We start from the raw sequence: 13,912 nt of genomic DNA on the forward strand, positions 1-13,912 counted from the left end.
TGATCGCTTTTGCTGGGCCGTATCCTATGTTTTTTGGCTTCAAACTGTTTCCACCGTTACAGGACCACATTCATGCACGATTTCCGGTTTCGCGCTGCCTTGGCGGGCGCGGTCTCTCTCCTTGCACTTCACGCCTGCGGAAATGCGAATTCCGCTTCTGAGGCAAGCCTCGGTTCGCAGACCCAGCCTGTCCAGATTCAAGTACCGCCCGCAGGGCAGTTGCCGACGGATGTTACACCGCTGGCCTACCGGCTGGAGCTGAAAACTGATCCAGATGCCGACAGTTTCTCGGGTAATGTAGCCATTGATGTGGCCCTGACAGCGCCGCATGCGCGCATCTGGTTGCATTCGGTGGATCAGACGGTGCTGTCGACCAAGGCCGTGCTGGACGATGGAACACATATCCCGGCAACTTTTACTGGAAATCAGGCACCGGGCGGAGTTTCAAGGCTCGACTTCGACTCGCCGATCCCGGCGGGCACGGCCACGCTCGAAATCAGCTATACAGCGCCCTACAATATGGGCCTTGCCGGTCTCTACAAGGCGGTTCAATCCGATACGGACTATCTTGCCACCCAGATGGAAGCGATTGATGCGCGCCGGATGGTGCCCTCATTTGACGAACCGCGCTTCAAGACACCGTGGAGCGTGACCGTCACCGCGCCAGAAGGCATGCAGGTCGTCTCCAATGGCGAGGAAATCAGCGCCGAACCGGCCGAAGACGGTTGGACCCGGCATGTCTTTGCCGAAACTCGCCCGATCCAGTCCTATCTGGTCGCCCTCGCAGTCGGCCCTTACGAGATGCGGCCCGCCCCGGCCATTCCGGCCAATGCCCTGCGCGAGGCGTCGGTGCCCCTGCGCGGCTTTGCTGCCCGCGGCAAGAGAGACCAGCTCAGCGAGGCACTCGACATCACTGACGAGATGTTGCTCTGGCAGGAGGACTATTTCGACTATTCGTACCCCTATGGAAAACTGGACCTGATCGCCGCGCCGGAATTTGCCTATGGCGCGATGGAGAATGCCGGCGCAATCATCTATCGCGAAGCCGCCCTCCTGATGAACGAACAGACCAGCCTGTCACGCCGCCGCCGCATCCTGACGACACATGCCCACGAACTGGGCCATCAATGGTTCGGCAATCTCGTCACGCCGAAATGGTGGAACGATATCTGGCTGAACGAGGCCTTTGCGACCTGGATCAGCTACAAGACGATGGACGGGGTTGACCCGGACGGCGAGTGGGGCCTCAGCCCAATCCTGGCAGGGCTCAGCGCGATGGGGGCCGACAGTCTTCAATCGGCGCGCCAGATTCGCAATCCGATCAACACCAATGGCGATATTCTCGACGCGTTCGACTCCATTACCTATCGCAAAGGCGGCAGCGTGTTGAACATGTTCGAGACCTATCTGGGCGAAGAAGCCTTTCGCGAAGGTATCCGCTTGCACATGCGTCGCTTCGAGGATGGCGTCGCTGATGCCGACGATTTCATGCAGAGCCTCGCCGACGGGTCCGGCCAGCCGGATATTGTTGAAGCCTTCACCAGCTATATCAACCAGCCAGGCATCCCATCGCTGGATGTCGCCGTGTCCTGCCCTGCTCCAGATGCGGGCCTGATCACGGTCACTCAAAAGCGCTATGCGCCGCTTGGCTCTGATATTGATACCAATGCTCAGACCTGGAACGTGCCGTTTGCTGCGCGCCTGAAAGGGCCTGTGGGTGATCGCACGATCCGGCAGATGCTGACCGCACCGGTCACCGAGATTCCTCTGGATGGCGATTGCCCCGACTGGGTGATGCCAAATGCCGGCGGCACGGGCTATTGGCGCTTCGATACGAATGCGGAAAACCTGACGGCGCTGATTTCCAACTTTGACAGCTTGTCTGACGCCGAACAGATCATGTTTGCGGATGCACTGACCTCCGGTTTCCGTGCAGGGCGGATCAGCACCGATGACCTGATGGCTGGACTGGCCGCAACCTCAAGCGGTCATCCGCGTGCGGTTTCTGAAGGGTTCGGCATTATTGGCACGCTCGACCGCATGCTGGAGCCATCCGAGCAAGCGGGCCTTCGCGCGTGGGTCCAGCGCACCTATGGACCGTTGGCCGAATATCTGGAATCCCGTCCGGCCACGGCGCTGAGCCAGCAGGAGATGCTTTTGCGCGACAGGCTATATGGCTTGTTGCTGGAATATGGCGAGCGCCCCGCTGAGCGCCGCGCCCTGCTCGCCCGTGCCCGGCAGTATGTCGGACTCGAAGGCAGCCCGGACGCGACGGCGCTTGCGCCGGAGGATCTCTCCACGGCCATGATCATCGGCATAGAGGATGGCGGCGCTGACTTCTATGAAGCTGCCAAGGCCTACGTCACCACTGCAACCAATCAGAATGAACGCTCGACAATCCTGAGAGTATTGGCCAGTCGCGGAAGCAAGGATGTCGTGTCAGACCTGTTCTCGGCGGTTCTGAACGGCCCGAACTCGACCGACGAAGTCTTTACGGTTGTCTATGGCGCCATGGCCAACCCGGCAGCACAAGACACCGCATGGGATTTGATAACCACAAACTTCGAGACGGTTGTGGAGCGCATGCCCGAAATCCGTCAGCCAAAGCTCGCGGGCCTGACGGGATATTTCTGCAGCGTCAGAAAGGCCGCAGACGCGGAAGACTTCTTTCAACAGAATGCGCAGCTGATCCCAGGCTATGAGCGATCCCTGGCCCAGGGCACGGAGAAGGCAACGCTCTGCAGCGCGCTAAGGGCTCAGAAAGCGTTGGATGTGAACAACTTCTTCCAACAGTAATCGGCCCGGCACGGCCCGGATAACGGGCTTTGTCGCTGATCGAATTTGTCTGAGATCTCCGGCTTGTATCTTGTCCGGGTCGCTTCTTGCCCAAATGGGAAGCGGCGGTCCGGTCGGGGTATGCTCAGGCCCCGGCCAGCGGATGGGAGGCGGCCCGCTGCAGGGGCACGACTTCCCACACCAATATGAATACCGTCCCTGCCGAAGGCGCCGCCTTCCGTCCGCAAGGACCTTGGATGACAGGAAACCGGAAGGGCACACGCCCTGTCCGGCTCTTGGTGCAACGATCAGTGGCGCATGAACTGGCGCAACGCGTCGGCCGCAAGCGCAAATCGCGCAAACGCCCAATTGCGATCCTTGCCCAGCGTATGCAACTCTGCGAGCAATGCCTTGCGCGCATCATTGCGCTCGGCGAGCCAGGCATCTGCCCCGTCTCCGGCGAGAGCCTTCTCTGTTGCATCCGCCTGCATCCGAACCAGTTCGTTCAACAGGCGACGGCCCGCCACGCGATCCCAATAATCTGCATGCAGCAGATTGTCCCGCGCCATGGCGCGAAGCCGGTCGATGCGCAGCTGGTCGCCAATCGTGTAGAAAGCCTTGCCGGCCGCCTCCACACTGACACCCGCCTTGCCAGCCAGATCGACCACGAGCAGCCCTTGGGCAAACTGGCCCATCGCAGCCGCCCATCGCGAAATCTCTTCCGACGCGCCGCGCTTCATCAGGCTACGCACTTCGCGCTCGATGCGCGCAGCCGGGAACGGCGAGTGAATGCCGGCGAGAATGGCCTTGAACTCGTTCAGAGGCGCTTCGGTATGTTGCACGGCGTCGCCGACATGCAGGTCCGGATGGGTTTCAATGAACCAGAGCGCCGCATCGACCATGGCGCTTGCCGCATGCAGACGCAGATCGATTTGCACATCCGCAGGCACGATCGTGTCGAGCTGGTCGACCTCGCGCTGGAAGCCGTCAAAGTTCAAAACGGCACGCGCCGCTTCGAGCCCGCGCGCGACTTGCGCATTGTCGCCGCCGGTCACTTCGCGCAGACGCAGCAGGGCCACCGGCCCGGCCATGTCCAGCACACGATTGGCAATGATCGTCGCGATAATTTCCCGCTTCAGGCGATGGTTCGACATCGCCTTTGAATAGGTGTTGATCGGACTCGGGAAGTAATTGACCAACAGGTCTTCGAAATACGGATCGTCCGGAATATCGGAGGCCACAATATCGTCGAACAGAGTGATCTTCGACCAGGCGAGCAAGACGGCTAATTCCGGCCGGGTCAATGGCTGGCCGCGCTCGGCACGCACCTTCATCTCACCGGTCTCCGGCAAGGTTTCCAGCGCGCGGTTCAATACGCCTCGGTCTTCCAGATACTCCATCAGGCGCTCAAGCGCATCATGGTCTTCCTTGGCCGTCGTTTCGGCCAGGGTCAGCGCAAAGGTCTGTGTATAATTATGACGCAGGACAAGCGCCGCCACGTCACTGGTCATCTCCGCAAGAAGGTCGTTGCGGTCTGCCGGATCGAGGTCGCCCTCACGAACCGCCTCAGCAGCCAGAATCTTGATGTTCACTTCGTGGTCAGACGAATCGACGCCGGCGGAATTGTCGATCGCGTCTGTATTGATCCGTCCCCCATGCAGGTCAAACTCGATTCGCCCGGCTTGGGTGACGCCCAGATTGGCCCCTTCCCCGATGACTTTCACCTTCAGCTGATTTGCATCAACCCGGATCGCATCATTGGCACGGTCACCGGCGGCCGCATGAGTTTCATGCGCGGCTTTCACATAGGTGCCAATGCCGCCGAACCAGAGCAAGTCCGCATCCGTCTTCAGCAGGGCGTGGATCAACTCGTCGGGTGTGACCGCATCCTTTGACAAGCCACTCAGCGCCTTGATCTCATCGCTCAGCGTGATCGACTTGGCGGAGCGCTCGAAGATTCCGCCGCCTTTCGACAGGATTCCTTTGTTGTAGTCCGCCCAGCTCGATTGCGGCTTGTCGAACAGACGCTGACGTTCAGTCAGGTTCTTGGCAGCGTCCTGAGGGTCCGGGTCGATGAAGATGTGCATGTGGTTGAAGGCCGCGATCAGCCGGATTTCCGGCGATAGCAACATGCCATTGCCAAACACGTCTCCACTCATGTCGCCCACACCGATCACGGTGAAAGGTTCGGTCTGGATGTTCTTGCCGAGTTCGCGGAAGTGACGCTTGACCGCTTCCCAGCCTCCCCGCGCAGTAATACCCATCTTCTTGTGATCGTAGCCAACCGAACCACCCGACGCGAACGCATCGCCCAGCCAGTGGCCCATCTCCTCACTGATCGCATTGGCGGTGTCGGAGAAGGTCGCCGTGCCCTTGTCCGCCGCCACGACGAGGTAGGGGTCTTCACCATCCCAGACAATCGTGTCCGCCGGGTGGGTGACCTGCCCCTCCACGAGATTGTCCGTGATACCGAGCAACGCCCGGATGAATTCCTTGTAGGCATCCCGTCCAGCCTCGAACCAGGCATTGCGGTCAGAACGATCCGGCAATTGCTTTGGCAAGAATCCACCCTTGGAGCCGACCGGCACGATGACCGCATTCTTCACCTGCTGCGCTTTCACAAGGCCCAGAACTTCGGTGCGATAGTCTGATGCACGGTCCGACCAGCGCAGCCCCCCGCGCGCAACCGCGCCAAAGCGCAAATGCACGCCCTCGACCCGCGGGCTCGACATATATATCTCGCGGAAGGGTTTCGGCTCCGGCAGGTCTTCCAGTTCGCGGCTGGCAATCTTGAGGCTGACAAAACTGTAGGGCGCGCCATCGCCATTGGTCTGGTAGAAATTGGTCCGCTGAACGGCCAGGATCAGATCAGCGAGACGGCGCAGCACCTGATCGTCTGCCAGCGCCGACACGTCGCGTAATGCGTCCTCGATCTCTGCGCGCATTTTCTCGGCTTCATGCGTGCGTTCGGCGAGTGACATATCGCGCGCCGGATCGAAGCGGATAGCGAACAGGTCCAGCAATTTCTGGGCAATCGCCGGATAAGTCGAAAGCGCCGTCTCCTGAACATATTGCGGTTGATCCATGCCGCTCTGGCGGCGATATCCGGCGAGCGCCCGGATCAGGGCCGCATCGCGCCAGCTTGCGTCAGCGCTGAGCACCAGCCGGTTGAAGCCGTCATTTTCGGCCCGTCCGCTCCAGACCGCAACAAACGCATCCTCCAGCGCGGTTCGGATTGCATCGAGGTCAATTGCTGCGCCGGCCGTCGCGCACATGACAACATCGTGGATCCAGTAGGTCTCGGGCGCATCGTCGGCTGGCTTTTCCGTCGGACGGACCGGATAGCCGGTCTCGAAATCCACGAAGAAACCCATTTGCTCGAAGATTGGCACACAGGCAGACAGCGGGATCGAACCATTGCGGGAGTATATCTTGACCCGTATCTTGTTGTCGGAATCCCCTTCCAGCCGGTAGGCGCGCGTCAGGATGGGGTGACCGGCAGACAAATTTGCCATCGCCGCAACATCGCGCATCGCCTCGTCAGGCCCGAAGGCTTCGCGATAGGCTGCATTGAAAGCCCCGATGAAGGAACGTGCATTTTCCTGATGTGCGCGTTCAAGGTCAGACTGGACCAGCGCCGACCGGAAGCCTTGCTCCCATGTTCGCGTGATCTGGACGATACGCTTCTCGAGCGCCGCAAGGTCCGGCAAGGGATGGCCCTGTCCCAGCCAGATTTCGAAATGGACCCGGACCAGGGTCTCGGAATCAAAATACGGTCGGAAGCGCGTCACATGCCCATTATAAGCGGTGACCAGTTCCTGCGTGATGCGTTGACGCATGGCGGTGTCATAGGCTTCACGCGGCACATAGACGATTGCGGTGACAAACCGGTCAAATTGGTCCTGTTGCACGAACAGGCGCGTGCGTGGCCGCCCGATCAGATGCAGCGCGCCGACAATGATCGGATGGAGGATTTTCGAAGAGGTCTGAAACAACTCGTCACGCGGCCAGGTTTCCAGCAGATTGGTCAACGCCTTTTCGGTATGTCCGCCGGGCGTTGCGCCAGAAGCTTCGAGGATGGCGGCAATTCGACGGCGGATCAGCGGGATCGAGCGGGCCGTTTCGTCATAGGCCTCGGCGGTGAAAAGGCCGAGGAAGCGAACTTCACCATTCACCCTGCCCTGCGCATCATATTTCTTCACGCCGACATAGTCGCAAGCGACCCGGCGGTGCACGAGGCTGGTCAGCGTCGATTTGGCAACAAGGATCGGATACGGTTCCGACAGATGTGCGCCAATCTCAGGCGTCAACACGAGGGGTTCGGCCTCGCGAGACAGAACGTTCAGTTCTTCATCGCGCAGCACGCCCAGATTGGAGCCCTCCACCATGATCGGCTCTTCGGGCAGCACTTGCCCATCGGCATTTGTCTCGAATTCGTATTCGCGGCAGCCGAGGAACACGAAATGTTCCCGCGAAAGCCATTTCAGGAAGGCAACTGCTTCGTCGCGGTCCATCTCTTTGAGATGCGTGACGCCCTTCAGCCGGTCGATCTCCTGCTGCATGCGCGCCCGCATGGGCTCAAAGTCCGATACGGCAACCGCATTGTGCGCCAGCGCCAGGCGAACTCCGGCTTTCAGGCGCGCCGCCTCATCATGGGTCAGGATCGGCAAATGAACCTGGATGACGGACACGCTGCGCCCGTCCTGTCGTTTGACAATCGGATGAAACAGGGCCGCGACCTCAAACCCCTGCGCGCCGCACTCGCCAAGCACCGAATCCACGAGGAATGGCATGTCCGGGCTGGCAGTCTCTAGAATGGTACGTGACAGGGAGTCCCCGTTTTCCCCATCGACCTCCAGCAGGACGCGCACATCCTGCTCTCCCGGAGCGACCGTCTCTGCCCATTCCCAATGGCGGCGCGCAAGAAATTTTAGGTCGCCATCCGTCAGTCCGGTGAGGTCTTCGTGCCCTGATTCCCGCTGAATCTGGTCGAAAACTTGCTCCAACGGCTCATGTGAAGCAGAATTTACTGTCATGTGGGTGTCTCGCGAAAGAACTTAACGATGTTCCCATCTAGACTGCGTTGGCACACCGGCACAACACATAGGGGCAAATGAATTGCCCCAGCGTCATGACGGGTCTTTGGGGGATCGAATCTTGGGCCCTCAGGGCCCGATATAAACGGACCCGCCGAACGGGGACGTGTCCGGCGGGTCCTACAGGCCTATTCCGCAGGCTGGGTGGGGGGACGCACGCGGAGGGCCTGATCTCACTAAATTTGCAAGCGCTGTGCCGAATACAAGTCTTCGTCAGCAGCGCCTGATGTTACCAATAATTGAGTATGGGCTCTGAACCGGATTCGCAATTATTAACTTGCCTAACACTTCGCATAATTTATCGATTTTCACCATAGGTCTGAGCAGCGCTGACTGCATCCGACAGCTCCGTATTGGTACCCTTGCCTTGTGGATTACCATCTGCAGAAAGCAGGATTGCAATCCATCTCGTGCTGGAAGATTGCGCGAAGAATATCATCATCAGAACCGTCAAAGGTGCCGACAGGAACATGCCGGGAATGCCCCAGATCGCACCCCAGATGGCCAGGGAAAGCAGGACGACCAAAGCTGACAAATTCAGCGACTCCCCCATCATGCGCGGCTGGATGAAATTGCCGATTGAAAACTGCCAGAAACTGACGGCAGCAAACACGATCGCCGCATAGATGTAGTTGTCTTGCGGTGGTGTGCCCGGCACCCAGGCCGGAAGTTCCGGCTGCACGATGGCAAACAGCGGGGGCACCAGTGCCGCAACAATTGACCCCACAGTCGGGATATAATTGAGCACAAATATCAAAGCCGACAGGAAGAGCGCATTTTGCACCCCCAAGGCCAGCAATGAGAAATAGGTCAATGCGGTGATCAGGGCGGAGATCACAGTCTGGGTCCACAGATAGGTTTCGATACTGCGCCGCGCTTCATCGCCCACCTGGCGCACCTGCGCGCGTTGCTCGAAACCGGGGAAGATATTGTCCAGTTTCCGGGTCCAACTGGACTGCGCCAGGAACAGGAAGGCGACATAGATCAGGATCAGGACCAGATCGCCGGACAGGTCACCGGTTTCGTTGGCGATGGTCGCAAAGAAACGTTGTCCGGTTTCGTTGAACAGCAGTTCCTGCAGTGTCGGCGCACCCGACATGTGCACCACCTCATACATGTCCGCGATCATGTCGTTGATCCGGTTTTCATACTCTCCGGCGTCGCGCCCAAATTCGGCGATGCCATTTGCGAGCAGCGCCATGAATCCGAAAAATCCACCCAAAACAATCAGGACCGCGAAAACCCGGGCGTGCCCGATCTTGAGCGCGCGAGACCAATTATCGATCATCGTGGCAAAGCCCTCGATGACGAGGAACAGGAACACAGCCAGCGCAAAGGGCGCGAGGATGCTGCGGCCAAAATGAAGAAAGGTCAGGATGACGCCGGTCGCGATGATCCAGATGCCGGTCTTCGTCGCGCGATCCATAATATCCCCCGGAGCTGTGGTTACCACAGGGTGAGGAGAGCCTCGCGCGCCGTCAAGAGCCTGCGCCTCCACCCTTGCCGAATCCGGCGAATTCTCTAGCGTCGCAGCCTGTAAGGAATGAAGGGGACAGGATGATGGATTCCATCTTTATCGGGGGCGCAGATGCCGAGGGCACCGGCACGCCAAATGTGGCGCAGAACCTGTTGCTGAAAATCGCAAACCGGCATGGCCTGATCGCGGGCGCAACCGGCACCGGCAAGACAGTCACCCTGCAAAACCTGGCTCAGGGCTTTTCCGATGCGGGCGTTCCTGTCTTCTGCGCGGACGTGAAAGGTGACCTTTCGGGCATCTGCATACCCGGCAGCACGGATCACAAGCTGCACGACAAATTCGTTGCACGCGCCAACAAGATCGGGCTCGGCGAGTATGAGTACACGTCTGCGCCAACCGTGTTCTGGGACGTGTTCGGCGAGAAGGGCCATCCGATCCGCACCACGATTTCCGAAATGGGGCCCCTGCTCCTCTCGCGGCTGATGGACCTCACCGACGCGCAGGAAGGCGTGCTGAACATCGCGTTCGAATATGCCGACGATAATGGCCTGCTGCTGCTTGACCTGAAGGATCTGCGCAAACTGCTCGTTCATATGAGCGACAAGGAGGTCCGCGACGAACTCAGCAAGGAATACGGCAACATTGCCTCTGCGTCGCTTGGCGCGGTGCAACGCAACTTGCTCGTCATGGAACGCGAAGGTGCCGATTTCTTCTTCGGCGAACCCGCACTGGAATTGTCGGACATGATGCGCACCAATACCGATGGGCGCGGCATCGTGAACGTGCTGGATGCCACCCGCCTGATCAACAGTCCAAAACTCTACTCCACATTCCTGCTCTGGCTGTTGTCGGAACTGTTCGAGCAGCTTCCCGAGATTGGCGATCCGGACAAGCCGCGCCTCGTCTTCTTCTTTGATGAAGCCCACCTGTTGTTCGACGACGCTCCTGCGGCGTTGATGCAGAAGATCGAGCAGGTCGTGCGGCTGATCCGCTCCAAGGGTGTGGGCGTCTATTTCGTTACCCAAAACCCGCGCGACCTGCCGGAAAGCGTGCTCGCACAACTGGGCAACCGGCTGCAGCATGCCCTGCGCGCCTATACGCCCGCCGAACGCAAAGGCGTACGCGCCGCGGCGCAGTCCTTCCGCGAGAATGAGACTTTTGACACAGAGGAAGTCATCACCCAGCTTGGCGTTGGCGAGGCACTGGTCTCAACGCTGGACGCCAAGGGCGCGCCAAGCGTGGTACAATGGACCGTGATCCGCCCACCAGCCTCACGACTTGGCCCCGCAACGGACGCGGAGCGCAAATCGGTCCAGAATGCCAGTCCCGTCGCCGGAAAGTACGAGAAGTCAATTGACCGTGAGTCGGCCTATGAAGTGCTGGAAGCGCGCGAAGTGAAAGCCGCAAAGGAAGCTGAGGAACTTGCCAAGAAAGAGGCCAAGGCTCAGGCCGAGCTGGACAAGAAGAAAAAGAAAACGACCACGCGCCGTAGCTCCCGCCGGATGAGTTCGCTCGAGAAAGCGGGAAATCAGGCCGCCCGAACGGCCAGCCGGGAGATCGTCCGTTACATCCTGCGCGGCATCATGGGCACGTTCAAACGCTAGCGGGGATCAGTTGGGCAAGCGGCCGGCTTCGTCGGAGTCTTCCTCGGCATAGGCCTCGTCCTCTTCCGGCAGGTCGTCGTCCATCGCTTCAATCTCGGCCAGGGCGGCATCGACGTTTTCCGACGGCGTGATATCGGCTTCGCCCTCATAGGTGTCCTCGAAGTCCTCATCGATATATTCAGCTGCTTCGTCGGCTGCCGCGACGGCCATGACTTCCTCGGTCTTCGGCTTGCGCTTCCAGAATGGTGCATGCGGATCGGCTTTCCGGTCATACTGCATGCTGTAATATTCATGGGCGGTATGGGTCAGCGGGCGCGGCGTCAGGTGCAGACCGTACTGGCGCAGACGTTCAACGACTTCATCGCGCAGATGCATGCCCGGAAAGGAATTTGCCGAGAAGCCATGCGCTTTCATCCAGTCGCGCACGTGCCAGCTGCGCACAGTGCCCGCCTCTGAAGGACGTACACCGGCGTGCTCTTCCCACATATAGAGCGTCGCAATGCCGTTGATCGTCGCATCCATCGCGTCGTCGAGCGTTGCGCTGAGATCGCGCTTCTGGGCCAGCACCGCCCGCAATGCCATCTTGCGCGCCTCAAGTTCCTGATAGGTCGCGCCGATCACGGCGATCGCATTGCGATTGGTCTTGATCAGGGAAGCGTTTACACCGTCGAGCTGCGGATGCTGGACCGGCAGCAGGACATCTGGTCCGGCTTCCTGCGTGTCGACGATCTGGGCGACCTCATTCACCATGCGCTGGAGATTGATTCGCATCTCATGGCTGATGCCGTCGAGGGCGGAGATCGCGCCATCGCGTTCTTCATCCCTTAGCCGCCAAAGCTGCCAGGCGATCATCAATGCTGCTGCGATAAGCAGGCCGAGCCCGCCGGTGAAGAATGTGTAGAATTGCGCTTCACTCATTCTGAGATCCCCTCAACGCGTCCACCGTAAACCATGCTTCCCCCGCATGGCGACCGGTTAAGTGTTGGTAAACCTTAGCCCTTGAGCGCACGTCCTGCAATCACTTGAAGACGGTCGAGCAAATCCGGGTCGCGCGCCTGTGGCGCAGTAATCAACGCATAATCCAGACACGTATCCGTGCCGTTCGGATCCGACGTACGCTCCATTCCGGACAGGGCTTCAGCAAGCCGTACAACAGCCTTACGGGCCACCGCGCTGTTCTGGCCCATGATTTCCAGCACATTCGTCACCGATACCGCCTCGGTTTCTGCCCGCCAGCAATCATAATCGGTGACCATGCAAAGAATAGCGTAGGGCAACTCGGCCTCTCGGGCGAGCTTGGCTTCCGGCATCGCGGTCATGCCAATCACGTCGCAACCCCATTGCCGATAGAGTTTTGATTCCGCGAGCGAAGAGAATTGCGGTCCCTCCATGGCCAGATACGTGCCGCCGCGATGCATCTTTGATCCGACAGCCTCCGCCGCATCTGCTGCAAGCCCCGACAGGCGCGGGCAGACCGGGTAGGCCATGGAGACATGCGCCACCATGCCGGCTGCGAAGAAGGTTTTGTCGCGCGCAAAGGTGCGGTCGATAAACTGGTCTGCGGCGACGAAGTCACCGGGGGCGTATTCCTCTTTCAGGCTGCCGCAAGCCGAAATTGACAGGATGTCCGTCACACCCGCCGCCTTCAGTGCAGCAATGTTGGCGCGGTAAGGCACCTCGGTCGGCGTGATGCGGTGACCTCTTCCGTGGCGCGGCAGGAAGACCAGCTCCACCTCCCCTATCCGGCCGCGCACCAGCACGTCAGATGGCTTGCCCCAGGCAGTCTCGACCTGTTCCTCGCGGCGGTCTTCCAGGTCGTCAATTTCGTAAAGGCCCGAGCCTCCGATAATGCCGAGGGTCCATTTGCTCATGATCTGCTCCGGAAAAAGAAAACCCCGCCCTTGGATCAGCCAGGGACGGGGTCGTCAATTCAAGGTTCTGTCAGAACTGCCTAGTGCTCTACGTTGCGCCAGATGCGCTTGTAGGAGAACCAGAGCAGGATCGCGAGGATGCCAAAATACACCATCACGGCAAGGCCAAGCGATTTGCGGTTGGTCTGTTTCGGCTCACCTGCCCAAGCGAGGAATTGCGCAACATCATAGGCCATCTGGTCGATGGTCGCTTCGGTGCCGTCGCTATACTCGACGCGGCCCGGAACGAGCTGCGGCGGCATGGCAAGGAAGCCACCCGGAGGCGCATGGCGGGGATCGCCTTCGAATTGCGGAACCGTATCGCCCGGCATGTACGGATTGTAGTACTGGCCGGCATTCTGGATCAGGTAGCCTTCGTAATGGTCATCACCATGACCAATATGCAGCTTGGACGCGTCGATAACGGTCTGAACTTCGGCAGGCGTATCGTCGCTCGGATCATCCGGCGTGCCCCCGTCAGATGCTTCAGCGACAACGCGCTCTGAGAATACGTCCTCGTCCGGATAGCCTGCCAGCAGGCTGTACACATAAGACGCGCCATCATGGCGGGCCTTGTAGATCACTGACAGGTCTGGTGGCACAGCGCCGCCATTGGCCGCACGGGCCGCACTGTCATTCGCATATGGGCTGCGGAATGTGTCGGCGGGCGTCGCCGGACGGAAATCATAGTCACCGACTTCATTTGGCGTCGGGCTGAGGATTTCGTTCTGCGCGGCCAGAGCCTTCACATACGGGTTGTCGTTCGGGTTCGGATAGGCCTCGTCATAGAACGGGCCACCCGGATCGCCGAGGTTGCGGTAGCTGAGCAGCTTCATGGAGTGACAGGACGAACAGACTTCCTGGTACACCTGATAGCCACGCTGCAGCGAGGCCTGGTCGAACTGACCCGTCACGCCTTCAAAGGGCCAGCCCTCTTCCGGTTCGTGCGGGTGAGCAGCGCCGCCGGCAGCATGCGCTGACGCGGCGATCATGAGACCGGCAAGACCGGCAGTAAGAATGCGGAACGCTTTCATGATTTTCCCCAAAGCT

Annotated in this window: 7 protein-coding genes; 2 read left to right on the plus strand and 5 right to left on the minus strand. The window is 59.7% G+C overall.

Annotated elements, in window-relative coordinates; all coding sequences use genetic code 11:
• Positions 1 to 72: 72 nt before the first annotated feature.
• Positions 73 to 2,796, plus strand: a complete 2,724-nt coding sequence (locus B3527_RS11625) for a M1 family metallopeptidase (RefSeq protein ID WP_290479973.1) — start codon at positions 73 to 75, stop codon at positions 2,794 to 2,796.
• A 287-nt stretch (positions 2,797 to 3,083) separates the two neighbouring features.
• Here B3527_RS11625 and B3527_RS11630 read toward each other — a convergent pair whose 3' ends face one another.
• Both B3527_RS11630 and B3527_RS11635 read right to left on the minus strand, forming a co-directional pair.
• Positions 3,084 to 7,811, minus strand: coding sequence for an NAD-glutamate dehydrogenase (locus B3527_RS11630; protein ID WP_290479974.1), 4,728 nt, complete (start codon positions 7,809 to 7,811; stop codon positions 3,084 to 3,086).
• A gap of 358 nt (positions 7,812 to 8,169) precedes the next feature.
• Positions 8,170 to 9,297 carry an AI-2E family transporter gene (locus tag B3527_RS11635; protein WP_290479975.1) on the minus strand — a complete coding sequence of 376 codons (1,128 nt, stop codon included), beginning with the start codon at positions 9,295 to 9,297 and terminating at the stop codon, positions 8,170 to 8,172.
• Between the two features lie 131 nt (positions 9,298 to 9,428).
• Between B3527_RS11635 and B3527_RS11640 the strand changes: the two genes are divergently transcribed.
• Positions 9,429 to 10,952 carry a helicase HerA-like domain-containing protein gene (locus B3527_RS11640; protein WP_206991362.1) on the plus strand — a complete coding sequence of 508 codons (1,524 nt, stop codon included), beginning with the start codon at positions 9,429 to 9,431 and terminating at the stop codon, positions 10,950 to 10,952.
• Positions 10,953 to 10,958: 6 nt separating this feature from the next.
• On the opposite strand, the gene B3527_RS11645 is transcribed toward B3527_RS11640, so the two are convergent.
• The 3 genes from B3527_RS11645 to B3527_RS11655 all read right to left on the minus strand — a co-directional run bounded on the left by B3527_RS11645 (position 10,959) and on the right by B3527_RS11655 (position 13,896).
• Complete coding sequence (locus B3527_RS11645; RefSeq protein WP_206991363.1) at positions 10,959 to 11,870, minus strand: hypothetical protein; 912 nt, start codon at positions 11,868 to 11,870, stop codon at positions 10,959 to 10,961.
• Between the two features lie 74 nt (positions 11,871 to 11,944).
• Positions 11,945 to 12,823, minus strand: a complete 879-nt coding sequence (locus B3527_RS11650; RefSeq protein ID WP_206991364.1) for an S-methyl-5'-thioadenosine phosphorylase — start codon at positions 12,821 to 12,823, stop codon at positions 11,945 to 11,947.
• An 80-nt stretch (positions 12,824 to 12,903) separates the two neighbouring features.
• Positions 12,904 to 13,896 carry a cytochrome c1 gene (locus B3527_RS11655; protein ID WP_034810471.1) on the minus strand — a complete coding sequence of 331 codons (993 nt, stop codon included), beginning with the start codon at positions 13,894 to 13,896 and terminating at the stop codon, positions 12,904 to 12,906.
• Between the last annotated feature and the right edge of the window lie 16 nt (positions 13,897 to 13,912).

Origin of the sequence: Hyphomonas sp. UBA4505 (genome assembly GCF_002388685.1) — a bacterium.
Classification (GTDB): domain Bacteria; phylum Pseudomonadota; class Alphaproteobacteria; order Caulobacterales; family Hyphomonadaceae; genus Hyphomonas.

What these genes read in the sequence shown, in the direction of transcription:
- B3527_RS11625 (WP_290479973.1), top strand. Translation starts at nt 73, where the DNA reads ATGCACGATTTCCGGTTTCGCGCTGCCTTGGCGGGCGCGGTCTCTCTC.
- B3527_RS11630 (WP_290479974.1), bottom strand. Translation starts at nt 7,811, where the DNA reads ATGACAGTAAATTCTGCTTCACATGAGCCGTTGGAGCAAGTTTTCGAC.
- B3527_RS11635 (WP_290479975.1), bottom strand. Translation starts at nt 9,297, where the DNA reads ATGGATCGCGCGACGAAGACCGGCATCTGGATCATCGCGACCGGCGTC.
- B3527_RS11640 (WP_206991362.1), top strand. Translation starts at nt 9,429, where the DNA reads ATGATGGATTCCATCTTTATCGGGGGCGCAGATGCCGAGGGCACCGGC.
- B3527_RS11645 (WP_206991363.1), bottom strand. Translation starts at nt 11,870, where the DNA reads ATGAGTGAAGCGCAATTCTACACATTCTTCACCGGCGGGCTCGGCCTG.
- B3527_RS11650 (WP_206991364.1), bottom strand. Translation starts at nt 12,823, where the DNA reads ATGAGCAAATGGACCCTCGGCATTATCGGAGGCTCGGGCCTTTACGAA.
- B3527_RS11655 (WP_034810471.1), bottom strand. Translation starts at nt 13,896, where the DNA reads ATGAAAGCGTTCCGCATTCTTACTGCCGGTCTTGCCGGTCTCATGATC.